The organism is Variovorax sp. 05L425 (assembly GCF_056397705.1).
The window spans coordinates 1-24,582 of sequence record NZ_JBFTNY010000023.1; the positions used below are offsets into that span (position 1 = coordinate 1).

At 67.4% G+C, this 24,582-nt stretch carries 24 protein-coding genes; 19 read left to right on the forward strand and 5 right to left on the reverse strand.

Annotation, left to right across the window (positions count from 1 at the left end; genetic code table 11):
- Positions 1–173: 173 nt before the first annotated feature.
- Positions 174–965: a pentapeptide repeat-containing protein gene (locus AC1DN9_RS23110; RefSeq protein WP_478103982.1), complete on the reverse strand. Its 792-nt coding sequence runs from the start codon at positions 963–965 to the stop codon at positions 174–176.
- 100 nt (positions 966–1,065) lie between these two features.
- Between AC1DN9_RS23110 and AC1DN9_RS23115 the strand changes: the two genes are divergently transcribed.
- From AC1DN9_RS23115 to fae, 8 genes are all read left to right on the forward strand, one after another.
- A complete protein-coding gene (locus tag AC1DN9_RS23115) occupies positions 1,066–1,455 on the forward strand; it encodes a 4a-hydroxytetrahydrobiopterin dehydratase (RefSeq protein ID WP_478103983.1) in 390 nt (129 codons plus the stop codon).
- A gap of 164 nt (positions 1,456–1,619) precedes the next feature.
- Complete coding sequence (locus tag AC1DN9_RS23120) at positions 1,620–2,660, forward strand: beta-ribofuranosylaminobenzene 5'-phosphate synthase family protein (protein ID WP_478103984.1); 1,041 nt, start codon at positions 1,620–1,622, stop codon at positions 2,658–2,660.
- Between the two features lie 21 nt (positions 2,661–2,681).
- Positions 2,682–3,608 carry an NAD(P)-dependent methylenetetrahydromethanopterin dehydrogenase gene (locus tag AC1DN9_RS23125; protein ID WP_478103986.1) on the forward strand — a complete coding sequence of 309 codons (927 nt, stop codon included), beginning with the start codon at positions 2,682–2,684 and terminating at the stop codon, positions 3,606–3,608.
- A gap of 18 nt (positions 3,609–3,626) precedes the next feature.
- On the forward strand, positions 3,627–4,745 hold the full coding sequence (locus AC1DN9_RS23130) for an ATP-grasp domain-containing protein (protein ID WP_478103987.1): 1,119 nt from the start codon (positions 3,627–3,629) through the stop codon (positions 4,743–4,745).
- Entirely contained in the window at positions 4,742–5,752 is a 1,011-nt protein-coding gene (gene mch / locus AC1DN9_RS23135) for a methenyltetrahydromethanopterin cyclohydrolase (protein WP_478103988.1), read from the forward strand. The genes AC1DN9_RS23130 and mch overlap by 4 nt, the downstream gene beginning before the upstream one ends.
- A complete protein-coding gene (locus AC1DN9_RS23140) occupies positions 5,752–6,696 on the forward strand; it encodes an ATP-grasp domain-containing protein (protein WP_478103989.1) in 945 nt (314 codons plus the stop codon). The genes mch and AC1DN9_RS23140 overlap by 1 nt, the downstream gene beginning before the upstream one ends.
- Positions 6,693–7,571: a triphosphoribosyl-dephospho-CoA synthase gene (locus AC1DN9_RS23145; RefSeq protein WP_478103991.1), complete on the forward strand. Its 879-nt coding sequence runs from the start codon at positions 6,693–6,695 to the stop codon at positions 7,569–7,571. The genes AC1DN9_RS23140 and AC1DN9_RS23145 overlap by 4 nt, the downstream gene beginning before the upstream one ends.
- A gap of 114 nt (positions 7,572–7,685) precedes the next feature.
- Complete coding sequence (fae, locus tag AC1DN9_RS23150) at positions 7,686–8,198, forward strand: formaldehyde-activating enzyme (RefSeq protein WP_478103992.1); 513 nt, start codon at positions 7,686–7,688, stop codon at positions 8,196–8,198.
- 129 nt (positions 8,199–8,327) lie between these two features.
- On the opposite strand, the gene AC1DN9_RS23155 is transcribed toward fae, so the two are convergent.
- Positions 8,328–8,822: a dihydroneopterin aldolase gene (locus AC1DN9_RS23155; RefSeq protein ID WP_478103993.1), complete on the reverse strand. Its 495-nt coding sequence runs from the start codon at positions 8,820–8,822 to the stop codon at positions 8,328–8,330.
- Positions 8,823–8,965: 143 nt separating this feature from the next.
- Between AC1DN9_RS23155 and AC1DN9_RS23160 the strand changes: the two genes are divergently transcribed.
- From AC1DN9_RS23160 to AC1DN9_RS23180, 5 genes are read left to right on the forward strand one after another with little or no spacing between them, the layout of a single operon-like run.
- Positions 8,966–11,071, forward strand: a complete 2,106-nt coding sequence (locus AC1DN9_RS23160; protein ID WP_478103995.1) for a sigma-54-dependent Fis family transcriptional regulator — start codon at positions 8,966–8,968, stop codon at positions 11,069–11,071.
- On the forward strand, positions 10,995–11,666 hold the full coding sequence (locus AC1DN9_RS23165) for a flavoprotein (protein ID WP_478103996.1): 672 nt from the start codon (positions 10,995–10,997) through the stop codon (positions 11,664–11,666). The genes AC1DN9_RS23160 and AC1DN9_RS23165 overlap by 77 nt, the downstream gene beginning before the upstream one ends.
- Entirely contained in the window at positions 11,645–13,051 is a 1,407-nt protein-coding gene (locus tag AC1DN9_RS23170; RefSeq protein ID WP_478103997.1) for a DUF6513 domain-containing protein, read from the forward strand. Before AC1DN9_RS23165 ends, AC1DN9_RS23170 begins: the two co-directional genes overlap by 22 nt.
- The gene (locus tag AC1DN9_RS23175) at positions 13,048–13,641 is read left to right on the forward strand and encodes a DUF447 domain-containing protein (protein ID WP_478103999.1); all 594 of its coding nucleotides are present in this window, start codon (positions 13,048–13,050) and stop codon (positions 13,639–13,641) included. Before AC1DN9_RS23170 ends, AC1DN9_RS23175 begins: the two co-directional genes overlap by 4 nt.
- Complete coding sequence (locus AC1DN9_RS23180) at positions 13,638–14,366, forward strand: (5-formylfuran-3-yl)methyl phosphate synthase (protein ID WP_478104000.1); 729 nt, start codon at positions 13,638–13,640, stop codon at positions 14,364–14,366. The genes AC1DN9_RS23175 and AC1DN9_RS23180 overlap by 4 nt, the downstream gene beginning before the upstream one ends.
- On the opposite strand, the gene AC1DN9_RS23185 is transcribed toward AC1DN9_RS23180, so the two are convergent.
- Genes AC1DN9_RS23185 through AC1DN9_RS23195 form a run of 3 tightly spaced genes read right to left on the reverse strand, consistent with a single transcriptional unit; the run spans position 14,342 to position 16,984 of the window.
- Positions 14,342–14,941 carry an amino acid kinase family protein gene (locus tag AC1DN9_RS23185; protein ID WP_478104001.1) on the reverse strand — a complete coding sequence of 200 codons (600 nt, stop codon included), beginning with the start codon at positions 14,939–14,941 and terminating at the stop codon, positions 14,342–14,344. The genes AC1DN9_RS23180 and AC1DN9_RS23185 overlap by 25 nt on opposite strands.
- Positions 14,929–16,038 carry a hydantoinase/oxoprolinase family protein gene (locus AC1DN9_RS23190; protein ID WP_478104003.1) on the reverse strand — a complete coding sequence of 370 codons (1,110 nt, stop codon included), beginning with the start codon at positions 16,036–16,038 and terminating at the stop codon, positions 14,929–14,931. The genes AC1DN9_RS23185 and AC1DN9_RS23190 overlap by 13 nt, the downstream gene beginning before the upstream one ends.
- Positions 16,025–16,984: an ATP-grasp domain-containing protein gene (locus AC1DN9_RS23195; RefSeq protein ID WP_478104004.1), complete on the reverse strand. Its 960-nt coding sequence runs from the start codon at positions 16,982–16,984 to the stop codon at positions 16,025–16,027. Before AC1DN9_RS23195 ends, AC1DN9_RS23190 begins: the two co-directional genes overlap by 14 nt.
- Before the next feature lie 35 nt (positions 16,985–17,019).
- On the opposite strand from AC1DN9_RS23195, the gene AC1DN9_RS23200 reads away from it, so the two are divergent.
- The 6 genes from AC1DN9_RS23200 (at position 17,020) to AC1DN9_RS23225 (ending at position 24,582) form a co-directional block, all read left to right on the forward strand.
- A complete protein-coding gene (locus tag AC1DN9_RS23200) occupies positions 17,020–17,721 on the forward strand; it encodes a HisA/HisF-related TIM barrel protein (RefSeq protein ID WP_478104005.1) in 702 nt (233 codons plus the stop codon).
- Positions 17,722–17,933: 212 nt separating this feature from the next.
- Positions 17,934–19,244: a molybdopterin-binding domain-containing protein gene (locus tag AC1DN9_RS23205; protein ID WP_478104006.1), complete on the forward strand. Its 1,311-nt coding sequence runs from the start codon at positions 17,934–17,936 to the stop codon at positions 19,242–19,244.
- Positions 19,241–20,932, forward strand: a complete 1,692-nt coding sequence (locus AC1DN9_RS23210; RefSeq protein WP_478104007.1) for a formylmethanofuran dehydrogenase subunit A — start codon at positions 19,241–19,243, stop codon at positions 20,930–20,932. Before AC1DN9_RS23205 ends, AC1DN9_RS23210 begins: the two co-directional genes overlap by 4 nt.
- Positions 20,929–21,852, forward strand: coding sequence for a formylmethanofuran--tetrahydromethanopterin N-formyltransferase (gene fhcD / locus AC1DN9_RS23215; RefSeq protein ID WP_478104009.1), 924 nt, complete (start codon positions 20,929–20,931; stop codon positions 21,850–21,852). The genes AC1DN9_RS23210 and fhcD overlap by 4 nt, the downstream gene beginning before the upstream one ends.
- A complete protein-coding gene (locus tag AC1DN9_RS23220; protein ID WP_478104010.1) occupies positions 21,849–22,667 on the forward strand; it encodes a formylmethanofuran dehydrogenase subunit C in 819 nt (272 codons plus the stop codon). Before fhcD ends, AC1DN9_RS23220 begins: the two co-directional genes overlap by 4 nt.
- A 16-nt stretch (positions 22,668–22,683) precedes the next feature.
- Complete coding sequence (locus tag AC1DN9_RS23225; protein ID WP_478104011.1) at positions 22,684–24,582, forward strand: chorismate-binding protein; 1,899 nt, start codon at positions 22,684–22,686, stop codon at positions 24,580–24,582.

Here is a 24,582-nt window from a genome sequence, read left to right on the forward strand (position 1 = left end):
CGCAACGACGCCCTGCGCCCCTTGCCGCCMCGGCCCTTCGGGTGAGGCCCCAGAGAGGGCCCACTCGTCGTTGCCAATGCTCACTGGGGTCGCACCCCAGTTCCGCTTGGCGCCTAGATTGGGCCCTCTCTGGGGCCTCACGCGAGGGTCATTCATGTGTTAACAGGCCCTAGTCAACGAACGATCTTGTCGAGATTAGCCGCGCGGTCGAGTCCCTTGGCTTCGGCGAAACCCTTGACGTTGCGAAAGACCGTCGCGTCCAGATCGGCCTCGGTGAAATCGGCGCCGGTCACGTCGGCGTCCGTGAGGTCGGCGCCTCCGAGCTTGACGCGAAAGAAATTCGCGCCGCGCAGATTGCTGCCCTTGAGGTTGCAAAAAGTCATCAACGATCGGTTGAAGTCGGCGCCCGCCAGTGTCGCGCCCGCCAGGTTGGCGCTGGCGAGATCGGTTCGCATCTGTCCCATCCCCTGGTTCTTGATGTTGACGCCGACGACGGCATTGCTGAAGTTGGCCCCGGAGAGGTCCGCCCCAGGCAGGTCCGCGATCATCCGGACCCCGGTCATGTTGGCGCCCTTGAAGATCGGCATCTTCTTGACCTCGCCACCCAGGATGACCACCGAAAGCAGACTCGCGCGGGTCAGGTTGGCCCCCGTGAAATCCGTGCCCATCAGCCAGGCACCGTTCAGGTTGGCGCCTTCCAATGCTGCGCCGCGGAAGTCGGACAGCACGAGCTTGCTGCCGAAGAAACTCGTGCCCCGCAGGTTGGCGTTGCGAAAGTCGAGCTTGCTCAGGTCGAGGTCCGAGAGGTCCTTGCCCGAAAGGTCCGCCGCCGTGGTTGGCGATGCGTTCTTCAGCGCGGCCCTGACTTCATCTACCGAAAGGTCCGCCGCCGTGGCGTTCATGGCGCCGGCCACAGCCAGCAACGTGGTCATGGTGGCGTTCGCGAAACCTTGGATGCGGCTCATTGGGACTCCTCTCTCGCCATCGCGGCTATCCACGGGCCAACGTACGCAGGGGCCCATGGCGCCATAGCATTCAATCATTGCCACTTTGAAAGAGACCGACATGACCAAATGGCGCAAGCAGTCCGCTTCCGAGGTGTTCACGCCCGAAGAAACCGTCGCACGGCTCGCCGAGGAGCTGCCGAAGTGGTACTTCGAGGACGGGTGGATTCGTCGCAAGTTCAAGACCAGCGGCTGGAAAGGCACGCTGATGGTGGTCAACACCGTGGGCCACCTCGCGGAAGCCGCCTGGCATCACCCGGATCTCACGGTGTCATACGCGTTCGTCACGGTGAAGCTGATGAACCACGCGGCCAAGGGCATCACCGAGAAGGACTTCGAACTCGCCAGGAAGATCGAGGAAGTCGTGATGTGGCAACCCGGCGCCGTGGAAGGCGCGGTGCTCGAGGGCACGCCGGACGATCCGCGTTTCAAGTACCTGAAGTACGACTGACCTGCGCGCGGGGACGTTGCGTGGTGACACAGTGTCCTCAACTCGATACAAGTCAGCGCGCGCTCGCGAAGACCGCGCACGAGGTCCCGGGAGAGAGGTCAGCGGAACAGAGCTTGCTTTGCAAGCCTTGAACAACCATTGAACTTCATTACACCGAAAGCGCGATGGATCGCCCTCGAAACATTCCCGAAGCGAGCTTTGCCGACCGCCCGACGACCGTCGCACTGCGTGCGCCCGGGCGTTTGCATCTCGGATTTCTCGACCCTGCCGCATCCCTGGGCCGGCGCTTTGGCAGCGTCGGGCTGATGATCAACGGCTTCGAAACAGAGGTCGAGATCAGCGCGTCGCCCCTCGACCAGATCACGGCGAGGGGGCCCGCGGAGCATGCCGAGATCGAGCGCGCGGCCGCGTGCCTGGGCCTGCTGCGAGCACACAGCGGTCGTGGCGAACCGCTGCACCTCCGCTTGCTGCAGGTCTTGCCCGCGCATGCTGGATTCGGCTCGGGGACGCAGTTGGCACTGGCGATCGGCCGGGCGTTCGCGCTGTGGCACGGCCTGAGTGTCCCCACGGCCGCGCTGGCGCAATGGCTGGGTCGTGGGCTGCGGTCGGGCATCGGCATTGCAGGATTCGACCATGGCGGGCTGATCGTCGACGGCGGCCCGGGTGCGAACGGCGCGCCTGCGGCTGTGTTGTCGCGTATTCCGCTGCCCGAAGCCTGGCGCGTGCTGATCGTGCAGGACAGCGCACAGAAGGGCTTGTCGGGCGACGACGAAAGACAGCGCATCGCCAGCTTGCCGCCATTGCCCCGAGCGCTCGCCGCCGACATCTGCCACCAGGTGCTGATGCGCGTGCTGCCGGGCGCCGCCACGGGCGACTTCGCGCCCTTCGCGGCAGGCGTCACGCGCATCCAGCACGTGCTGGGCGAGCATTTCGCGCCCGCGCAGGGTGGCCGTGTTTTCGCAAGTGAAGCAGTGGGTCGACTGCTTGGATGGGCATTGCAGGCCGAGCACGTGGCCGCCATCGGCCAGAGCTCCTGGGGCCCGACCGGCTTCGCGATCCTCCCATCGCAGGCGCGCGCGGAAGCCGCGGTCGATGCCATGCTGGCGGCCAACCTCATCGCCCCATCGCTGACGCTGCGCGTTGTTTCCGGTCGCAACACCGGGGCCACGCTGCTCGATCGGCGTCTCGAAGTGCCCATGTCCTGAGTTCAACGCAGAGTCGTCTTCATGGAACGCCCCTACATCCTCCACATGTTCACACCGGGCCGGCAGATGAGCCCGTTCGACATCAACATGGCGGCCGACGCCGGCTACCAGATCGTCGTGCCGTACTGCGAGGTCGGCACCGACGGCGTTGCCGGGCTCACGCAGGACACCATCTTCTCGCGCAGTCCGAAGGGCCTGCTGCGAACCGGCATCTTCATCGGCGGGCGCGACGTGCTGCAGGCCGCCGACATGCTCGATCGTGCGAAGGCGGCCATGTTCAAGCCCTTCGTCGTGTCGCTGATGGCGGACCCCAGCGGCGCCTACACGACCGCGGCCGCGATGGTGGCCTGCGTCGAGGCTGCGCTTGCCGGCCAGCATGCACAAGGCGCACAGGGCGCACAAGGCCTGGACGGCCGGCGCGTGGTCATCCTCGGTGGCACGGGGCCGGTGGGCCGCATTGCCGGTGTGATCGCGGCACAGTCGGGCGCGCAGGTATTTCTCTCCAGCCGCGGTGGCACTGATGCGGCCGAAGCGGCTGCGGGCGAGACCGGCAAGCGCTTCGGCGTCAGCCTGCGCGGCGTCGCGGGCGGCGATCAGGCCGCCGTGCGCGCATCGATCGCCGACGCCGAGGTTCTGCTCGCCTGCGCGCCGGCAGGCGTCCAGGTCGTCTCGGCCGAGACGCTGACCTTCGCGAAGCAGCTCAAGGTCGCGGCCGATGTGAACGCGGTGCCGCCCGAGGGCATTGCCGGCGTCGGCGTGATGGACAACGCCAAGCCTTTGCCCGGCACCGCGGCGGTGGGTGTCGGTGCATTGGCGATCGGCAACGTCAAATACCAGACGCAGCAACGGCTCTTGGTGCAGATGCATGAGGCCGAATCGCCCGTGGTGTTGAGTTTCAAGGAGGCATTTGCCACCGCTCGTGCCTTCATTGCCGAAAAGGCGGCTTGATTGATCCGACCGCCCGCCATGACAGCGCTTGCCGTGGTCTCCATCTCCGCGCGGATGCTGGCCGAAGCGGCCGTCGATGACGGCTTCGAGGTCGTGGCGCTCGATCTGTTCGGAGACGCGGACACCCGTCGTGCCTGCGCCGAATGGCATTCGATCGGTGATCCGGCCAGCTTGAGCATCGATGGCGAACGGCTGCTGTCCGTGCTCGAAGGGCTCGCGCAGAGGGGCCGTGTCGCCGGCTGGATCGCCGGCTCCGGCTTCGAGGGCCGGCCCGATCTGCTGGAAACTGGCGCGGCGCTGTTGCCGCTGATCGGAACGCAGGCCGACGCCATGCGGCGCGTGCGGGACCCGCAGGCCTTCTTCGGATTCCTCGACGCGCGAGGGATCGCCCATCCGACAGTGCGGGTGACTGCGCCCGAGGACGCAGTCGGCTGGCTCGTGAAGGATGCGCATGGATGCGGTGGCTGGCACATTCGCCGGGCCGCATCGCCCGACGTCTTGGGCGTCCATCAGTACTTCCAGCGCGAGAGCGCAGGCAGGCCCATGTCGGCGACATTCGTCGCGAATGGGCGCGATGCCTCGGTGTTCGGCTTCAATCAACTGATCGTGCGGCCCCTGGCGGGGCGGCCCTTCGTGTATTGCGGTTCGGTGGGCCCGGTGCCATTGCCCCCCGTCGCGGCGGACCAGGTCACCGCGGCGCTGCGCGCGCTGGTGTCGGCCTTCTCGCTGCGCGGTCTGGGCAGCGTGGACTTCATGCTCGATGGCGAAGCCGTCGACGTGCTCGAAGTCAATCCGCGTCCGCCGGCCAGCATGGCGCTTTACGGTCCTGGCATGGTGGCCGCGCACGTGCGTGCCTGTGTGCGGGGCGATTTGCCGGAAAGGGCCGCGCAGGCGAACGGCCTCGTTCGCGGCACCGAAGTCGTCTTCGCACCGTGTCGGCTTTGGCTGGACGAGCCCGCCACGCAGCGTCTTGCCGCGCGCCCCGGCTGCCACGACCTGCCGATCGCCGCAACGGCCTTCGAAGCCGGCGATCCCTTGTGCAGCGTGAGTGCGAGCGGTGCGAACGCCGAGCACGTGCGCGAGTTGCTGCAGCGCGGCTGCGAGGCCGTGCATCAATCCCTGGAGATCTCCGCATGACGGACGCGACGGCGGCACCACCCCTGGCCGCATGCAAGCTCAGCGTGAACGCGCTCGCCCGACCGCTCGTCGAGCGGCTGCTTGCCAATGCCGATGCGCTCGGCGTGCGAGTGCGCCGCGACGAGGGTGGTCCCTTCATCGTCGACGCGGGCATTGCAGCGGGCGGAAGCGTCGCGGCGGGCCTGCTGGTGGGCGAGATCTGCATGGGCGGCCTCGGCCAGATCGTCCTGCGCCCCGATGGACTGGAAGGCTGGCCCACCTGGATCGAAGTGCACAGCGCGCAACCGGTGCTGGCCTGCCTGGGCAGCCAGTACGCCGGGTGGAGCCTCGCGGCCAGCAAGGAGGAAACGGGGGGCAAGAAGTTCTTCTCGCTCGGTTCCGGCCCGGCGCGCGCGCTGGCGGCCAAGGAAACGCTCTTCGATGAACTCGGCTATCGCGATCATGCGGATGCGGGCGTGCTCGTGATGGAGGTCGACCGGCCGCCGCCGCAGGTGATCATCGACAAGCTGCTGCGCGACTGCCATTTGAGCGCGGAGCAGCTGACCCTGATCCTCACGCCGACGACCAGCCTCGCCGGCACCACGCAGGTGGTGACGCGCGTGCTCGAGGTCGCGCTGCACAAGGCGCATCAGCTGGGCTTCGACCTCGGCAACATCGTGGGCGGCGCGGGCGCGGCGCCATTGCCGGCGCCCAGTCCCGACGGCGTCGAGGCCATGGGACGCACCAACGACGCGATCCTCTACGGGGGGCGCGTCCATCTCACCGTGCGTGGCGACGATGCAGCGGCGCGTGAGCTTGCCAGGCAGTTGCCCTCGCGCAACTCGAGCGACCACGGTCGTTCGTTCGCCGACATCTTCAAGGCAGCGGAATACGACTTCTACAAGATCGACGGCGCCTTGTTCGCGCCGGCCGAGGTGTGGGTCGGCAACCTCGACAGCGGCCACACCTGGCACGCCGGCGGCCTGGACATGCCGTTGCTGCTCGGCCTGTGGCGGCAGGAGGGGTGATGGCCTTCACGGTGGCCATCATGACGGACGAGACCGGCTGGCACACGCGCCGGCTCCAGGCGGCGCTGCGGGCGCGAGGCTGCGTCGGTCGCTGCGTCGATCTGGCGGACTGCCGGATCGATACGACGGCCGCCTGGCATGGCCTGGTCATCCCCGGCTTTGGTCGCGATCTGCCCGACGCGACGCTCGTGCGCGGCATCGCGAGCGGAACCTTCGAGCAGGTCACGAAGCGGCTCGGCGTGCTGCATGCGATGCGCGAACTCGGCGTGCCCGTCTACAACGACGCCCGGGCGATCGAACGCAGCGTCGACAAGTCGATGACCAGCCTGCTGCTGCACGCCGCGCGCATCGCATCGCCGCCGACCTGGGCGACCGAATCGCTCGCACACGCGCAGCGCATCGCGATCCGCGAAGGCGCGGCCGGCCACGCGCTGGTGCTCAAGCCGCTGTTCGGTTCGCAGGGCAAGGGCCTGCAGTTGGTGGGCCAGGCGGATGGCGTTCATCACCCGCTGCCGAATCTTGAGGCCACCTACGGATCGCTTGCCTACTTGCAGCGCTTCATTCCGGCGCTGACGACGCCCGGCTTCGATTGGCGGGTGCTGGTGGTCGGGGGCAGGGCGGTCACCGCGATGCGGCGGGTGAGCAGTCACTGGATCCACAACGTCGCCCAAGGCGCGCGCTGCGAACCGGCTGAACTGACGCCAGAACTCGCTGAACTGGCTGAAGGTGCCGCGCTGGCGCTGGGCATGGACTACGCCGGCGTGGACCTGATGCCGTCGAGGCGCGGCATCCAGGTGATCGAAGTCAACGGCGTCGCCGCCTGGCAGGGCCTGCAGCGCGTGACCGGCTTCGACATCGCCCGCAGCATCGTCGACGACCTGCTCGACCGCAAGCTGGCCAGCGCCCGGGCCGGCGCGCGGTCGACGATGCCGCGCCAAGCATGAATACGACCGACCGAGCCAGGGTGTGCTTCCTGCGCGCCTGCGAACTCGATGTGGCTGTGCGGAAGCCGGGCAACGTCAGCCGCGCCTCTGCCGGGCATGGCATGACGGCCGAGAGCTTTATCGCCAGCGCGAAGGCCGCGGCCGGGCCGCTGTTCGAGCCCGGGGCATCGGTGGGCGAGCGGATCGAGGCTGCAGTGGATGCGACATGGGCGGTCGCCGGATGCAACACCAACCTGGGCATCGTGCTGCTGTGCGCGCCCATCGCACGGGCTGTGGATCTGCGGCCCGACGCCACGGCGCCGACAGCCTTGCGAGAGGCCATCGAATCCGTGCTGGGCGCACTCGACTTGTCCGATGCACAGGCGGCCTTCCGCGCCATCGCCCGCGCCCGCCCGGGCGGCCTGGGCACGGCGCCGGACGAAGACGTCAGGCGCGCGCCCAGTGTCGGCCTGCGCGCGGCCATGGCGCTCGCGGCACACCGGGACAGCATCGCGCGCCAGTACCGCGACGGCTACGGCATGCTGTTCGACCTGGGGTTGCCGACGCTCGGAACCAGGTTCTCGCTGATGGCGCCGTCGGCCAACGGCGCGCCGGATGCCGGCACCGTCGCTGCGGTCCAGCGGCTCTATCTGGCGCTGCTGGGCAGCGTTGCCGATTCACACATTGTTCGAATTCATGGCGAGGCGGTGGCACACATTGTCATGACTGCGGCGCAGGGATGGCGGGTGCGCGCGCGCTGCGAAGGCGGGCTCGATGGCGATCCTCAATTCGCAGCCTGGGACGCCTCGCTCAAGGCAGACGGGATCAACCCGGGAACCACGGCCGATTTGACGGTCGCCGCGTTGCTGATCGCGGGTCTGACAGGCTCGCAGTGACTTGCCGTCGCGCAGGCCGGGACGGGTGGCACGGAACGTGATATCTGATGGATTGCGCCGGCCGGCAGGCCGGCGTCCCTTTGGCCCAGAACGCAATCCAGGAGACTAAAAACCATGGCAAAAATTGATCGCATGATGGTCGGCGAGTCACTCGTCGGTGAGGGCAATGAAGTGGCTCACATCGATCTGATCATCGGGCCGCGCGGCAGCCCTGCCGAAACAGCGTTCGCGAATGCACTGACCAACCAGAAGGACGGTTTCACCTGTCTGCTGGCCGTCGTTGCACCGAACCTGCTGACCAAGCCCGCGACCGTGCTCTTCAACAAGGTCACGATCAAGGGCGCCAAGCAGGCCGTGCAGATGTTCGGTCCGGCCCAGCGTGCCGTGGCCATGGCCGTGGCCGACTGTGTCGAGGACGGCACCATTCCTCAGGCCGAAGCCGACAACCTGTTCGTCTGCGTCGGCGTCTTCATCCACTGGCTGGCTGACGACGACACGAAAATCCAGGACTACAACTACCAGGCCACCAAGGAAGCGATCCAGCGCGCCGTCACCGGTTCGCCCACGGCCGCCGAAGTCGTCGCAAAGAAGGGCAGCGCCGCCCACCCGTTCGCAGCGCATACCTGAAAAACTGCGGCCGGCAAAGCCAGGCCCCTTCCAGAAACACCGCGGAACCGGCTTTGCCGGGCCGCTGGTGTTGCCCCCTGCAAGGGGGTGGGCGGCTACACGAAGTGAGCCAACCTGGGGGTGTGCTTGTTACCCGGGGACCATGCCGGCGCCGATCAAATGCAGGACTGCGCCTGCGCGGGAGGGGTGTTCCTTGGGTAGCGGCGCCCGGCGCTCGATCTGCACGCCGACGGCAGCCACATCGCTGAACTTCTTCGGCTTGACGACCTTGACGCGGACCCAGATCGCGCCGAATTCGTGGATCACGATGTCAGCGATCGCTTCGGCAAAGGCCTCGAGCAACTTCAGTTCGTGCTCGGCCAGCAGGCGGCGCAGTCGCTCGCAGACGGCCGCGTAGTCGATGGTGTCCGCAATGCGGTCGGTGTCGCAGGCCCGCGAGCGGGCCAGTCCCGCATGCACGTCGATGACCAGAGGCTGTGTGCGGTGCAACTCGCTCTCATGAATGCCAATGACGGTATTGCCGACGAAGCCTTCGATGAAGATCACGTCCATGGCGCTCAGATCCGCCAATGGGGGCTGCGCAACCACGGGCGCGGAACTTGCCGGATGCTGCTCGGAAGTCAAGGTGCTCCTTCGCGTGTGGGGTCCATGCTGTCGCAAAAAGTATCTTTGCGCACTGTGAACTCACGCTGCAAAATGCGGGCCATACAGACAGTGCGTTCCAGGCACCGCGCATCCGGTGGGCCGGTCGCACATGGAGACAATCGATGGCGCTGACTCTTCGAAAGAGCGCGAAGCCGGCAGATCCCCACGCGGATCGTGTGCTGGGCATCGTGCGCGGCGGGTTCCAGGACCAGACCACCGACGTGGTGATGCGCTCCTGGATCCGTTGTCTGGACCAGTACCACCTGCGACCGGACAAGCCGCACGACCCGAACGTGATCGGGCGTGCGCCACTCGAGGAGCGGCGCACGCGTCACGCAGGCGTGATCGAGTGCGCGCGGTACGAGATGACCACGCTCTACCAGCAGCTGGCCGACAGCGAGATCGCAGTGTTGTTGACCGACACCGACGGCGTGATCCTGCACATGGTGGCGTCGCCCGAGTTCGCTGCCGAAGTCGGGCCGCTGGGCTTGCGTGCCGGTGGCGTCTGGAGCGAAACCGAGGCAGGCACCAATGGCATGGGAACCTGCCTGGCTGCGGCCGGCCCGGTGACCGTGTGCCGCGACGATCACTTCTTCACGCAGTTCACGCAGCTCACCTGTTCGGCCGTCCCGGTGTTCGACCCTTTGGGCAACATCGTCGCGGCGCTCGACGTGACGAGCCGTTCCAGCCTGATGCAGCAGCATCTGCTGGTCCTGTTGTCCATGACGGCGCGGATGATCGAGAACCGCCTGATCGATCGCGAATTCCGCAACGCCCATCCGCTGCATTTCCACAGTCGCCCGGAGTTTGTCTACACACTGCACGAAGGCAAGCTCGCGGTGGACGACGACGGGCGCATTCTTGCCGCCAATCGCAGCGCCATGTTCCAACTCGGCTTGCAGACGATGGACCAGATCCGATCGCGACGCATCGAAGACCTGTTCCAGACTTCCCTCGCCGACATGCTGCAGCGAAGCGCCTCGTCATCGTTCCATCCGGTCGTGACCTACGGGACCGACGCGGCGCTGCGTTTCTTCGCGGTGGCGCGACGCCCGGCCTCGGTCGCGGACGCGGTGGCGGCCTCGTTGCCATCGTCGTCATCGTCGTCACCGAGCGACTTGTCGATTCCAACGATCTCTCGCGTCAAGGCGCGGCCGACGCCCGTGCTGCGCAGCGTGTCGACCGAGTGCACCTTCGAAGACCCGCGCCTTGCCGAACAACTGGCCATCGGCCGGCGGGTGATCGCCCGCGGTACGCCGGTGCTGGTGTGCGGCGAAACCGGTTCGGGCAAGGAGGTCTTCGCCCACGCGCTGCATGACGGCAGCCCGCGGGCGGGAGGGCCGTTCGTGGCGATCAATTGCGCGAGCCTGCCCGAGGCGCTCATCGAATCCGAGCTCTTCGGCTATTGCGCCGGTGCTTTCACCGGCGCACAGCGCTCCGGGCGCCGCGGCAAGGTCCTGCAGGCGGACGGCGGCACGCTGTTCCTCGACGAAATCGCCGACATGCCGCTCGAACTGCAATCGCGGCTCCTGCGCGTGCTCGACGAGCGTCGTGTCACGCCACTGGGCACCGAAGAAAGCCATGCGGTCGACTTCCAGTTGATCAGCGCCAGCCATCGTCACTTGCCGGGCATGGTGCGTGAAGGCCGGTTCCGGGAAGACCTCTACTACCGGCTCGCAGGCGTCGAAGTGCAATTGCCGGCGTTGCGCGAGCGCAGCGACAAGCTCCAACTGATTCGCGCGCTGCTGACTGCCGAAGGCGGCCCCGACGCATCGCTGAGTCCCGAGGCCGAGCGGCTGCTGATGGCGCACCAGTGGCCCGGCAACATCCGTCAATTGAGGCACGTCCTGCGCACTGCGGCGGCGCTGGCCGATGGAAGGCCGGTCACTCGTATCCACCTTCCTGCGATGGCGGTCAACCTCCAATCGACACGTGACGGTGAGCCGTTGCTCGGGATGAATACCGAGCGGGTCGACATGTCGGTGCCTGCCGCGACATCGGCCGCCGTGCCGGGCTCGGCGCGCGAGGTGCACGGCGACAACGCGCCCGGCAGCGCCAAGCTCAACCTCATCCAGGCCAACGAGCGGCAGTTGCTGCTGCAGATGCTCGAGCAGTACCGCTGGAATGTGAGCAACGTCGCCAAGGCGCTGGATGTCAGCCGGAACACGCTCTACCGCAAGATCCACAAGCTCCAGATCGAGGTCTCCCATCCCGAGCAAGAATCCTGATGCGCCCGACGACGCGGCGCCGGCCGAGCATGCCGAGCCGCGTTCGCGCTTCGCCTGGTGCGTGACCGGGTCCGGCCACTTTCTCGATGAGGCGATGGCGCTGGCTGCGCGACTGCCGAACGTCGACCTGTTTCTCTCCGCTGCCGGCGAGGAAGTCCTGGAGATCTACCGGCTGCACCTCGATGATCTGAAGTTGCGCTTTCGCATCTTTCGCGACAAGACGGCCAGCGGCGTGCCCGTGGGCATGCTGTACGAGGACATCTATCACACCGTCGTCGTCGCGCCGGCCACCAGCAACACCGTGGCCAAGTGCGCCTACGGCATCAGCGATTCGCTGCCGACCAACATGTTCGCGCAGGCCGGCAAGCGGGGCATACCGGGCATCGTGTTTGCATGCGACACCGAGCCGGTGGTCGTGACCCGGTCGCCGCACGATTGGGTCACGCTGCGGCCGAGGCGGATCGAACTCGACAACGTGGAGCGCCTGCGCGGGATCGATTTCTGCCGGGTCGTCACCTCGCCGGCCGAACTTGAAGCCGCACTCGACGTCCGACTGAAGGAAATCTCTCGCGCATGGAACACATCCTCTTCCTGACCGGGCACCTCGCACAGCCGAGCCTGGAGCGGGTGTTGGCCGGCATCGATGCCGCCCCGTTCACGTGGGAAGTGAGAGACCTCGGTTTGCAGGTTGCCGGGCTGATGACGGCGGACATGATCCGCCGCCGGGTGCCGCTGCAGGAGGGCGTCGATCGCATCGTCGTGCCGGGGCGCTGTCGTGGCGACATGGAGGCGTTGTCTCGGCACTTCGGCGTTCCGGTGCAGCGCGGTCCCGAGGAGGTAAAGGACCTGCCGCTTTTCTTCGATCGCGCCGCCAAGGCCATCATGGTGGACGAATACGAGGTCGCGATCTTTGCCGAGATCGTCGATGCGCCTCGACTGACCGTGCCGGAGATCGTCGCGCGCGCCGGGCGCCTGAGGGCCGATGGCGCCAACGTCATCGACCTGGGCTGCCTGCCTGAGACGCCATTCGATCGCCTTGAGGAAGCCGTCCAGGCGCTGAAAGCCGGGGGCTTCCAGGTCAGCGTCGATTCGGTCGACACCGCCGAGCTGCTGCGCGGCGGCCGCGCGGGCGCCGACTACCTGCTCAGCCTGACGCTGGACACCTTGTGGGTGGCAGAGGAGGTCGCATCCACCCCGATCCTGATCCCTCGCGTCCCCAGCGACGAGGCCTCGCTGCACGAGGCGGTCGAAGCCATGCAGCGGCGGGGCAGGGCGTTCCTCGCCGATTCGATCCTCGACCCGATCCCGTTCGGCCTGACGAAATCGATCGTGCGTTATCACCGGCTGCGCGAGCGCTTTCCCGAGGTGCCGATCATGATGGGCGTGGGCAACCTGACCGAATTGACGGAGGCGGACACCAGCGGCATCAACGCATTGCTGTTCGGAATCTGCGCCGAGCTCGACGTCGCCGCCGTGTTGACCACGCAAGTCAGCAACCACGCCCGTCGCGCGGTGAAGGAGGCCGACTGGGCGCGCCGCATCATGTACGCGGCGCGCCACCACGGCACGCTGCCCAAGGGCTTGAGCGATGCGCTGATGACGGTGCATGCCAAACGCCCGTTTCTCGATACGCCCGAAGAGATCGCGGCCACCGCGGCCCAAGTGCGCGATCCGAACTTCCGCGTGCAGGTGTCTGCGAGCGGCCTGCATGTCTACAACCGCGACGGGTTGCGCAGGGGGCTGGGCGCGTTCGAGCTGTGGCCGCAACTCGGCCTCGAAGCCGACGCGGCGCACGCCTTCTACATGGGCGTGGAACTGGCACACGCCGAGATCGCCCACAAGCTCGGCAAGCGCTATGTGCAGGATCAGCCATTGGACTGGGGCTGCGCCGTGGATCGCAGCGCCGAAGACCTCGATGCATGGTGCGCGCCGAGCACGACGAGGGCCCCTCGCAAGACGACCGAAGAGCCCTTCAAATGAACGACGTCATCTTCGAAACCGTCGTGACCACCGTTGCATCCAACGGAAAGCCGCATGTTGCGCCGATGGGCGTGCGCTACCGCGGCGAGCATGTGGTGCTGATGCCGTTCAAGCCTTCGACCACCTACGACAACATCTGCGCGACCGGTTGTGCCGTGCTCAACATCGTGACGGACACCCGCGTCTTCGCCGGCTGCGTGACCGGCCGCCGCGATTGGCCGACGCAGCCGGCAGAGAAGATCGCAGGTGTTCGCCTGGACAGCGCCTTGAGCCACGTCGAATTGAGGCTGGCCGAGCGGATCGACGACGTGGAGCGTCCGGTGCTGCACATGATGCGGGTGCAAGAGGTCATCCATTCGAGCTTCGCCGGATTCAACCGCGCGCAGGCGGCCGTGATCGAGGGGGCTGTGCTGGTGAGCCGTCTGCACATGCTGCCGCCGCAGAAGGTGGACAGCGAAATGGCCTATCTGAAGATCGCCATCGACAAGACGGCCGGCCCCAATGAGCGTGAAGCATGGCGCTGGCTGGTCGACGCAGTGCAAAATCATCGCGCCCGGGCCGCCGATGTCATGCAGGGACCATCGTCATGAAACTGCTCGTCAGCGTTCGAAGCGTCGAAGAAGCCTTGCTGGCTGCGGAAGGGGGAGCCGACTTCATCGACCTCAAGGAACCGGGCCATGGTGCGTTGGGCGGCTTGCCGATCGCCACCATTCGCGAGATCGTGGGTGCGCTGCGCCGGCACGCCAGCGGCCTGGCGATCAGCGCCACCATCGGCGACGTGGCGATGCACGAGGCTGAACGTATTGCCGCATGCGTCGATGCGGTCGGTGCGTGCGGCGTCGACTATGTGAAGGTTGGGATCGAGCGCGTGCCGCAGGGGCGGGTGGTTCTTGATGCGCTCGCCGCCAGCGGCTGGCCCATCGTGCCGGTCTTCATCGCCGACAAGGGATTGGAGTTCGCCGATGTCGCACATGCCTGCGCGTTGGGGTTTCCGGGCGTGATGGCCGACACCTTCGACAAACGTGCCGGCAGCCTGTTCGACGCGGTGCCGATGGACGATTTGCGCCGCTTCATCGCCGCGGTGCGCGCGACCGGGACGATGGTCGGCCTGGCGGGCGCGCTGCGCGCGACGCATGAACCCTTGTTGCGCGCGCTCGCGCCCGACTTCGCAGGCTTCCGCACGGCCGTGTGCGCGGGCGACCGAAGCGCGGCGCTCGACCCACAGCGCTTGCATTCACTGGTCGCACTGATGCACAACCGTGAGTCCGCCGAAGCAGCCGGCCCATCCCATCATTCATCGTCAAACCTGACCTGACCCAGGAGCAATGCACGAACGCGCGCCACTTCGTTGCAGTGAACGACGTCGATCGGGAACGCCGCGCCGTCCGACAGTTCCCCGAAAGACCGATCGACCACGCCCGCCTCGCCCAACTGGACCAGGCTCAACCTCGGGTCGATCTCGCACGACTTGACCAGCACGAGGCGCTCCGCATTGAGGCGATGGGCGAGATCGAGCGCAATGCTGTCGGAGGTGTACTCCCAGTTCGTCTGGGCGGTCGATCGGCTGCGTTGCAGTTCGAGGGGCAGCCACAGCGCCGTGTGTCCCTTGTGCAGCACACGGTGGATGTCCGAACGGGTGCGCGTGAGCTGCAACGAGGGATTCAAGCCGTGCATCAGGTAGGCGGTCTGCGCCATCGCGAGGATCGCCATGTTGTGCGCGCTGAGGTCGTTGAAGCGCCAATGCGCCTGGGCGCGCCTCACTTCGTCGCCGAAGGCGCCGCCACCGCAGACGACGATCACGCGACCCCCGCCGCATTCGGCCAGCAGGTCCAGCCATGCCGGCAGCAGCGGATTTGCGTTCAGGCTTCCGCCGATCTTCACGATCCACATACGGTGGGGTCCATGTCGAAGAGCGTTGCGACGGCGACGCACGGCGCGCACACCTGGGCCCACGCCTGCACTGCGGCGCGGCCGGTGCCGGTGTCCGCCCTTGCACGCGCGACGTCGCGACCGTACGCGACGTGACGGTGCGCGGGCCATGGCTCGGCCGTGCCCGCCAATGCACTTGCCACCACATCGCTCACCAGGAAGTCGCCGCAACCGGCGCTGACGATCACCGCGTCCTGCGGCAGCTCGTACGCTTCCATCACGCGGCGCATATCGCCGCCCAGCACGCCAACCTGCAGTGCTCGCCAGGACAGCGCAAAGTGCAGCCAATCGTCGGGCGAGGCATCTCGCCGATCGAGGCCGATCATGCGGGCCAGCCGCTGCCGGGTGGCGTCCAGGTCCTTGCTGGCGTTGTCGGCGCTCGGATGCAGATCATGGGCAGGGTTCAGTTCACCGGTCAGGCGGTAGACATCGGCGCTGGTCGCGAAAAACTCGTTCATCACGTTGTGCGGCGTCCCACGCCAATCGATGCGCTGCGCCACTGCGCAAAGCGGCGTGCGCACCACGCCGTGGTAGACCAGCTCGCCACTGGCCAGGCGCTGCGCGTCGGTGCGGTTGGCGGTGAGGATGCGGCTGTCCTTGAACGCGATCAGGTCGGATGTCGTGCTGCCGATGTCCACCAGCAAGCCGGTGCCGATGCTCAGTGCGGCGTGGCGTGCCGTCGCGAGCCAGTTGGCCGACGCGATGGCGTTCCAGAGGTCTGGCACCTCGGCGTCGCGGCACCAGCCGGCGTCCCCGGCGAAGAATTGCGGCGCCGGCAGTGCACGCGCCAGCTCCGACGCGATCCTTCGCACGCCATCTTCACGGTCCGCGAACAGGTCGACCATCTCGCCGGTCATCGTGACGGCGTGCTGCGCCGCCGCCAGCCCATCCCATCGCTGGCGAGCCGAATGGAGCACGGCATCGAGCCGGTCCATGCCCAGCCACAGAGGGCAGGGCCATTGCGCCACGTCGAACACTTCGCCGCCTTGCAGAAGGCAGGCCTTGGCGTGCGCACCGCCGATGTCCCAGCCGATCACGGTGCGTTCAGACATGCGCATGCACCGCCTTTGAATCCCGCTCGCCATTGCGGGTGGCGATCACCTCGGCAGCCAGGTTGCGCCCCAGCGCGCGCGACAGGTCAACGTAGGCGCTGGTCACGCGCGGGTTGATCTCGATCACCACGGGGCCGCGTCGTTCATGCCACACGAGGTCGATGCCGACGAAGCCGCGCAGACCAGGAACGGCCCGGTGCACGCGCGCGGCCAGGGCGCCGAGCTTCGCGGCGCGTGGATCCGTGAGCGGCATTGCGTTCACGTCGACGCTGCGAAACGACAGGAGGCCCTGTGCATCGATGTCCAGGTGCTGGCGGTTGATGCTCAGCAGTTCGTATCCCTTCGGGCCGCACAGCAGCGACAGGCTGAGTGCGACGCCCTCGACCCACGGCTCGATCGCCATGGCGCGGCCGGCACGCGAGCGCGTTGACCAGTCTTCCATCGCCAATTCCTGATCGTGATGCAGGCGGGTTTCGACGGCCCCGGCACCGTCGTCCGGCTTGACCACCCAGCGCGTGGTTTCCGGCTCATGCTCGAAGGCCAAGGGCGTGGCAATGCCCGCTTCGGCCAGCGTCGTCAATGTCATGCGCTTGCGCGTCGCGAGTTCGATCGCCGGGGCATCGCAGCCCAGCCAGCGTTCCGGATCGACGCATTGCTGCAAGCTCGCCAGCACGCCATCGGTTTCGGGCGCGACAACCCACGAGAGATCGTGCGTGTTGGCTTGGCGCCGGACGAATTCGAAGGCCGGTTCGCCGTTGCGCGGCGTGACCGGCCGGGCGGGTTCCGGCACGCGCGACGCCGCCGTGCAGGTCGCGACCGACAGGTCAAGGTTTCCAAGGCGAAGCAAGTCGGCCATGATGGCATTGCGCATGGACTGGCCCATCGCCAGAAGTTCGCCGGGGGCCATGTCCCCGCCGCCGCTCAGGTACTCGTACACAAAGATCCGTTTCATCGCTCCACCTGTCTCCCCCTTTTTGTTCGCTCGACATGAACCTCATTCCAGTCATCGACCTCATGCAGGGTCAAGTGGTGCGTGCCGTGCGCGGCAACCGCCAGTCGTATCGGCCCATCGAGTCGCGGCTGTGCAACAGCAGCGATCCGGTGACGGTGGCGAAGATCCTGTGCGAGCACTGCGCCACGCGGCAGCTGTACGTGGCCGACCTTGACGCCTTGCTCGGACGCCCGGGCCAGTCTGCGGTTTTGCGCACGCTGCTGCAAGCCATGCCCGGGCTCGAACTGTGGCTCGATGCCGGCTTTGCCAACGCACACGCAGCTGATGCGCTCCGGCTGGAACTCGGCGCCGCGGGCGAGCAGGTCGTCCCGGTCTTCGGCAGCGAATCGCTGGCGTCGCGCGAAGAGCTCGAGCGCTGCTTCGACGGTGACGGGGACGGCGTGCTGTCGCTGGACCGCCGTGATGGCCAGCACCTGGACGTCGCGGGTTGCTGGGACGCGCCCGCCCTGTGGCCCCGGCGCGTGATCGTCATGACGCTCGAACGCGTCGGCGCGGGTGCGGGCCCCGACCTGGAGACGCTTACCAATGTGCGTCGCAAATCGCCCACGACCTTCGTCGTCGGCGCCGGCGGCATCCGCAACCAGAGTGACCTGCAGGCAGCCAGCGACGCCGGCGCCTGTGCCTGGCTGGTGGCCAGCGCGCTGCATGACGGCGGGCTGCCCCGGGTGGGCGGCTGAGCCAAGCCAGAGTGGGTTCGCATCATGGATGTTGCCGCATCACGTTTCGTGCCAACGCGATACCGTTGCGCCGCGGGCCTGCGACGGTGCGCTCAGGCCAGAACTGCAACACGGCGCGCCACACAGTGTTTCACTTCTGAAGGACGTCCGTTCGCAGCGGGGAGGACATCGGCGTGGCGTGCAGTGGCACATCGCTTGCGTGAAGCAGCGCGATGACCGAATCTTTGCTGGCGACGGAAGGCGGTGCGGTGCGCTGGACCTGCCCTTTCTGTCTGTTGCTTTGCGACAACCTGAGCGTCCGGGCCAGCGCGACCACCACGCTGGAACTGGCCGATGGCGAGTGCGCCAGCGCGCGCATCGGCCTCGCGCAGTTTTCGGGCACGCCCTCTGCGGCAACATCCACGGTCGACGGGCAAGCTGTCGATCTGGCCGATGCGGTCGCTGCCGCTTCCCGCATCCTGGCCGCGAGCCGGCAACCGCTCTTCGGCGGCCTGGGTACCGATGTGGCGGGCGCGCGCGCCGTCTACCGTCTGGCCTGCGAGACGGGCGCGATCTGCGACCCCGCAGGCGGCGAGGCGCTGATGCATACCGTGCGATCGCTGCAAGATCGCGGCGCCTTCACCACCACGCTGGCCGAAGTGCGAACCCGCGCCGACCTCATCGTTTGCCTCGGCGAACTGCCCGGCGGCGAAGCTGCCGAGTTCTTTGCGCGTTGCGGTTTGGGGGAGGAAGGCCTGGTGCCGCAGCGACACGTGGTGCTACTGGGGGATGGGGCATCCGACCCGGCGGCCTTGGCGGCCTTGGCGGCGCTCGCCAGCTACGGTGGCGTTACGACCGAGTCGGTCCCCCTGCACGGCGACCTGTTCTCGACAGTGGCATTGCTGTCCGCGCTTCTGGCCCGACGTGCCGTGCGCGACGTCCCTTTGCCGCTGGCTGCATTGGCCGAGCGCTTGCTCGCCGCACGCTACGCGGTGATCGTCGGCCAAACGGGCCGGCTACCCGCGCAAGGCGCGTTGATCATCGAAGGCGTCCATCGGATCGTCGGTACGCTGAACACCACCACGCGCGCGGCTGCGATGTGGCTCGGTGGCGGCAACGGCGCGGGCACAGTGAACCAGGTATTCACCTGGCTCTCGGGATTGCCATTGCGTTCGCGTGCCGGCCCGGCGGGGCTGGAGCACGAACCGCTGTGCTTCGATGCCGTGCGCCTCCTGGCCGACGCAGCCGTGGACAGTTTGCTGTGGATCTCGAGCTTCGACGCCACATGTGCGCCGCCCGCGACACAGGCGCCGCTCGTTGTGCTGGGGCACCCCGCCCTTGGTCCCTCGGCCGCGCGCGTCGGGAGCGTCTTCATTCCGGTATCGACACCGGGTATCGGATCGGCCGGCCATCTCTTTCGGGCCGACGGCGGCGCGGTGCTGCCGCTGGTCCCGGTCTATCGCGACACCTTGCCGACGGTGGCCGACGTGCTCGGCGGCATCGCGCAGGGCGTCTCGGCGTTGCGCGCGAAAGCCAGCCCATGAGCAGCCTGCGCCTTCGCGGCGGTCGGCTCATCGATCCGACCCAGTCCGCCGACACCGTGCGCGACCTGTGCGTGCTGGATGGTCGCATCGCAACGCTCGACACGCGCGATCCGGTCGATGCCGAGATCGACGCAAGCGGCTGCGTCGTGATGGCGGGCGGCATCGACATGCACACGCACATCGGCGGCGGCAAGATCAACCTCGCGCGCCTGCTGATGCCCGAGGACCATCGGGCCAACGGCAATCCGATCGCACTCCCGGGCAATTCGCTCGAACTGGCGTCGTGCGGCGGCTGTGCGCCCGGCACGCTGGCCACGGGCTACCGCTATGTGGAGATGGGCTACACCGCGGCCTTCGAGCCGGCCATGATCGCGAGCAATGCACGCCAGGCGCACATGGAGATGGGCGACACGCCGATCCTCGACCACGGCGCCTACGTGATGCTCGGCAATGACGAGCTGTTTCTCGAACTGCTTTCCAAGGGCGGCGAGGCCGGACATACGTTCGAGGCCATCCGCGACTACATGGGCTGGACGATGCACGCCACCAAGGCAATGGGCGTCAAGGTGGTCAATCCTGCAGGCATTTCCGCCTTCAAGTTCAACCAGCGCAAGCTGGACGTCGACGAGCGCCATGTCCACTGGCAGGTCACGCCGCGTCAGGTGGTTCATACGTTGGCGCGGGCCCTCCGCGAACTCGGCGTGCCGCACCCGCTGCACATCCACGGCAGCAACCTGGGCGTGGCCGGCAACATTGAATCGACGCTCCAGACCATCCAGGCGCTGGAAGGCTTGCCCGCGCACCTGACGCATGTCCAGTTCCACGCCTACGGCACGGAAGGGCCGAAGAAGTTTTCATCCGCGGCGCTGCAACTCGCCGAGGCCGTCAACGCCAACCCGAACGTCAGCATCGATGTCGGACAGATCATGTTCGGCCAGACCGTCACGGCCTCGGCCGACTCGATGCGCCAGCATGCCCAATCCGGACTCGCCAGTCCGCGCAAGTGGGTCGGCAGCGATATCGAGTGCGAGGCCGGTTGCGGCGTCGTTCCGTTCAAGTACCGCGAGCAGAGCTATGTGAACGCATTGCAGTGGGTCATCGGGCTGGAGATCTTCCTGCTCGTCAAAGACCCGTGGCGGGTCGTGCTGACCACCGACCATCCCAACGGCGGACCGTTCACCAGCTACCCGCACCTGATCCGCCTGCTGATGGATCGCACCTTCCGCGAGGAACAACTGGCCAGGCTGCATCCGGACGTGGCGGCGAATTGCGCGTTGCGCTCGATCACGCGCGAGCTGACGCTGCGCGAGATCGCCATCATGACGCGCGCCGCGCCGGCAAGGCTGCTGGGTCTGCGCGACCGCGGCCACCTGGGCGTGGGGGCGGCCGCGGACATCGCGGTGTACCGCGAGCAGGCCGACCGCGAAGCCATGTTCTCCGCGCCCGAGTACGTCTTCAAGGACGGGGCGCTGGTAGCGCGGGGAGGGCGCGTCACAGCGGTGCCGGTCGGCGGCACCCACTTCGTCGAGCCGGACTATGACCGCGGCATCGAGAAGACCTTGCGCCGGCATCTCGCAGCGCGCGGCTCGGTGAACTTCGACCACATCGCGATCGGCCACGACGAGCTGTGCCGTTGCTGCAACGGCGGGCGCCTGCTGCCGGCGGCGTGTTTCAAGAGCGGGTCATGAGCGATACGTTGATCCGCAACGGCGTACAGATCGACGATGGCTTCGCCGAAGCCTTTCCGATGAAGGCGACGCGCATCATCATCACCGCGCACAACACCGCCTGGGCGCGTCACGCGGCGGTGTCGGCGACCGGCTTGGCCACCTCGGTGATTGCCTGTGGGTGCGAGGCCGGCATCGAGCGCGAACTTGGCCCCGAAGAGACGCCCGACGGACGCCCTGGCCTCAGCGTGCTGATCTTCTCGATGTCGGGCAAGGAGTTGGCCAAACAGGTGGAACGGCGTGTCGGCCAATGCGTGCTGACCTGCCCGACGACGGCGGTCTACGCCGGCATCGCCGAAGGGGAAGCGATCGCGCTCGGGCAGAACCTGCGCTTCTTCGGCGACGGCTGGCAGATTTCCAAGGTGATCGATGGCATCCGCTATTGGCGGGTGCCGGTGATGGACGGCGAGTTCGTTGCGCAGGAAAGCACGGCGGTGGTGAAGGGCGTGGGCGGCGGCAACCTGCTGCTTTTGTGCAGCGACACCGACAGCGCGCTGGCCGTCGCAGAGGCCGCCGTGCTCGCGATGAAGGCGCTTCCCAATGTGATCATGCCCTTCCCCGGCGGGGTGGTGCGCTCCGGCTCCAAAGTGGGCAGCAAGTATGCGGCGCTCAACGCGTCGACCAACGATGCGTTCTGCCCCAGCCTCTACGGCCTGGTGCCGCGCAGCGAACTGACGCCGCAGACACGCTGCGTGATGGAGATCGTGATCGATGGGCTGACCGAAGCCGATGTCGGCGCAGCGATGCGCGTGGGCATGCAAGCCGGTATCGCATGCGGCGCAGCGAAGGGGCTGCTGCGGATTTCTGCGGGTAACTACGGCGGCAAGCTCGGTCCGTTCCACTTCCATCTGCACAAGCTGCTGGCGGAGGGCGGGCCATGAGCGGCTGGCGGTTGACGCTCAAGGCATCACCTGCCCTCCGGGTGGACCTGCGCGGCGTGACGCCGACCGCGCTGGCGGGCCTGTCGGCGGCCGAGGTCGAGCGCCTGCACTTAGGATATGGCAATGCATGGATCCCCTTGGCCGAATTCTTCCGGATCGAGCCCCACGACGACAACGATTCGCTCATCTTCGACGGCGACCTGTCGCGCTTCGATCGTGTGGGCTGGCAGTTGGCGGGAGGCCGCATCCATGTCGACGGCAACGTCGGGCACCATGCCGGCGGCTGCATGACGGCAGGCGAACTCGTCGTCGAAGGCCGCGCCGGCCTGCTGGCCGCATGCGAAATGGCGGGCGGCACGTTCACCGTGCAGGGCGATGTGGACGATTTCGCGGCCGGCACCCTGCCGGGCAGCATGGACGGGATGCGCGGCGGCACCTTCGTCGTCAAGGGCCATGCCGGCGCCCGATTCGGGGATCGCATGCGGCGCGGCAGCGCCGTCATCCATGGCAATGCCGGCGACTTCCTGGCGTCGCGCCTGGTGGCCGGCACCATTGCCGTCGGCGGGCGCGCCGGGGCGCATGTGGGCTGGGGCATGCGGCGCGGCAGCGTCGTTTTCGCCAACGAGCCGGAGGCCTCGGACATTCCCGCCACCTTCGTTCCTGCGCTCGGTGGGGCGGACGTTTTCTGGCAACTGCTGGCGCGCGACCTTGCACGCCACGGCGGGCCCTTCGCGGCGCTGGCCGCGAGGCGCATCGAAAGGCACCTGGGGGACTTGGCAGTGGACGGCAGGGGGGAGATCATCATTGCCCGATAGCGGACGGAACCGCACCGTGAAAACTTCGACCACCGACTGTTTCGCGCTGCTCGACGACCGGGACGCAAGCCCCGCGCAGCCGACGAGCAGGCTGTACCGCGGATTCGTGCGCGAGCACCACTGCACCGACCCCGCCGGACTTGCCGCGATGTGGGCGCCGGTGGATGCCGACCTGCGCGCAGGGTTGCATGCGGTCCTGCTCATCGACTACGAATGGGGCGCCAAGCTCTTGAAGGCGGGCCACGAGCGACTCGGCGATGACGACGCGTCCGCACTCCGCGTGCTGATGTTCCGTGACCTGTCGCGACTCTCGGCCGCTGAGGTGAGCGACTGGCTCGCGAGCCTCGAGCCGGGTCCGCCGTCGGCGGCCGGCGTGATGGACCTGAAGCCCAGCGTGGACGAGCCGGCTTTCAAGCAGGCCATCGCGCGCATCCACGAGGCCATCGCCGCGGGCGAGACCTATCAGGTCAACTACACCTTCCGGCTGCAGGGACAGGCCTACGGGTCGCCGGTGGCGCTGTACCGGCGGCTGCGCGACCGCCAGCCGGTGTCCTATGGCGCGCTGGTCGCCTTGCCGGCGCGATGCGGATCCGTCGATGCAGTGACGCACGTGCTGTCCTGTTCGCCCGAACTCTTCCTGCACAACGAGCAAGGCCTGCTCACAGCCCGGCCCATGAAAGGCACGGCCTGCCGCGTGCAAGGCGCGGAAGGCGACAGCGAGACCGCGCGCATGCTGTCGATCGACGTCAAGAACCGGGCCGAGAACGTGATGATCGTCGACCTGCTGCGCAATGACCTGGGCCGCCTCGCGCAAATCGGCAGCGTGACGGTGTCGAAGCTGTTCGCGATCGAGCCTTACAACACGCTGTTCCAGATGACGTCCACCGTGCAGGCCCGGCTGAGGCCGGAAATCGGGTTTCCGGACGTGTTGCGTGCCGCGTTCCCATGCGGCTCGATCACCGGCGCGCCCAAGCACCACACGATGCAGTTGATCGCCGGGTTGGAGACCACGCCCCGCGGTCTCTATTGCGGCGCCATCGGCTGGATGGATGCGCCGCAGGGCGATGCGCGCGTGGGCGACTTCTGCCTGTCGGTGGCGATCCGGACTCTTTCCCTGGGGCATGAAGTACGCGGCTTGCGGCCCGCCCGCCTGGGTATCGGCGCCGGCATCGTGGCCGACAGCCGGGCCGACGACGAGTTCGACGAGAGTCATCTGAAGGCACGCTTCCTGACCGGCATGGACCCGGGCTTCGCGTTGTTCGAGACGATGCTCGCGATGCCGGAGCAGGGCGCCCGGACCGCGATTCGCCATCTCGATCGCCATCTGGCGCGGATGGCGCACAGCGCTCGTGCGCTGGGCTTCAGGTTCGACCGGGCTGAAGCGTTGGATGCTCTGTCGCGGCTCGCCCAGACCCTGGCGTCCGATGGACGCTGGCGCGTGCGGCTGGCCCTGTCCCATGACGGAAGCCTGCAACTCCAGCACGCGCCCCTTGCGCCTCTCGAGCGCGAAACGGTCATGCTGGTGGTGGCCGAGGAACGCCTGCCCGACTTCAACCCGCTGGCTGCCCACAAGACCACGCTGCGGCAGGTGTACGACGAAGGCGTGCGCGCCGCCGAGCGTGCCGGCGCCTTCGACAGCCTGTTCTTCACAAGCGATGGCCGGCTCGTCGAAGGCGGTCGCACGTCGGTGTTCCTGAAGATCGATGACCGCTGGGTCACGCCGCCGCTGGCCGACGGCGCACTGCCGGGCGTGATGCGCGCGTGCCTGTTGGAAGACCCGTCGTGGGGCGCCATCGAGCGCAGCCTGAGTCGGGACGATCTTCAACGCGCCGAGGCCATCGTCGTCTGCAATGCGCTGCGCGGTGCGTTGCCGGCGCGCATGCTGCAGCCCGTGCCTGCTTCGGTCGGCGAGTGA

Coding starts and splice junctions, on each gene's coding strand:
- AC1DN9_RS23210 (WP_478104007.1), top strand. CDS start 19,241: ATGAGCAGCCTGCGCCTTCGCGGCGGTCGGCTCATCGATCCGACCCAG.
- AC1DN9_RS23125 (WP_478103986.1), top strand. CDS start 2,682: ATGGAACGCCCCTACATCCTCCACATGTTCACACCGGGCCGGCAGATG.
- AC1DN9_RS23190 (WP_478104003.1), bottom strand. CDS start 16,038: ATGCGCATGTCTGAACGCACCGTGATCGGCTGGGACATCGGCGGTGCG.
- AC1DN9_RS23170 (WP_478103997.1), top strand. CDS start 11,645: ATGGAACACATCCTCTTCCTGACCGGGCACCTCGCACAGCCGAGCCTG.
- AC1DN9_RS23180 (WP_478104000.1), top strand. CDS start 13,638: ATGAAACTGCTCGTCAGCGTTCGAAGCGTCGAAGAAGCCTTGCTGGCT.
- AC1DN9_RS23165 (WP_478103996.1), top strand. CDS start 10,995: ATGTCAGCCGGAACACGCTCTACCGCAAGATCCACAAGCTCCAGATCG.
- AC1DN9_RS23130 (WP_478103987.1), top strand. CDS start 3,627: ATGACAGCGCTTGCCGTGGTCTCCATCTCCGCGCGGATGCTGGCCGAA.
- AC1DN9_RS23185 (WP_478104001.1), bottom strand. CDS start 14,941: ATGTGGATCGTGAAGATCGGCGGAAGCCTGAACGCAAATCCGCTGCTG.
- AC1DN9_RS23200 (WP_478104005.1), top strand. CDS start 17,020: ATGAACCTCATTCCAGTCATCGACCTCATGCAGGGTCAAGTGGTGCGT.
- AC1DN9_RS23220 (WP_478104010.1), top strand. CDS start 21,849: ATGAGCGGCTGGCGGTTGACGCTCAAGGCATCACCTGCCCTCCGGGTG.
- AC1DN9_RS23110 (WP_478103982.1), bottom strand. CDS start 965: ATGAGCCGCATCCAAGGTTTCGCGAACGCCACCATGACCACGTTGCTG.
- AC1DN9_RS23140 (WP_478103989.1), top strand. CDS start 5,752: ATGGCCTTCACGGTGGCCATCATGACGGACGAGACCGGCTGGCACACG.
- mch (WP_478103988.1), top strand. CDS start 4,742: ATGACGGACGCGACGGCGGCACCACCCCTGGCCGCATGCAAGCTCAGC.
- AC1DN9_RS23195 (WP_478104004.1), bottom strand. CDS start 16,984: ATGAAACGGATCTTTGTGTACGAGTACCTGAGCGGCGGCGGGGACATG.
- AC1DN9_RS23175 (WP_478103999.1), top strand. CDS start 13,048: ATGAACGACGTCATCTTCGAAACCGTCGTGACCACCGTTGCATCCAAC.
- fae (WP_478103992.1), top strand. CDS start 7,686: ATGGCAAAAATTGATCGCATGATGGTCGGCGAGTCACTCGTCGGTGAG.
- AC1DN9_RS23205 (WP_478104006.1), top strand. CDS start 17,934: ATGACCGAATCTTTGCTGGCGACGGAAGGCGGTGCGGTGCGCTGGACC.
- AC1DN9_RS23145 (WP_478103991.1), top strand. CDS start 6,693: ATGAATACGACCGACCGAGCCAGGGTGTGCTTCCTGCGCGCCTGCGAA.
- fhcD (WP_478104009.1), top strand. CDS start 20,929: ATGAGCGATACGTTGATCCGCAACGGCGTACAGATCGACGATGGCTTC.
- AC1DN9_RS23115 (WP_478103983.1), top strand. CDS start 1,066: ATGACCAAATGGCGCAAGCAGTCCGCTTCCGAGGTGTTCACGCCCGAA.
- AC1DN9_RS23120 (WP_478103984.1), top strand. CDS start 1,620: ATGGATCGCCCTCGAAACATTCCCGAAGCGAGCTTTGCCGACCGCCCG.
- AC1DN9_RS23160 (WP_478103995.1), top strand. CDS start 8,966: ATGGCGCTGACTCTTCGAAAGAGCGCGAAGCCGGCAGATCCCCACGCG.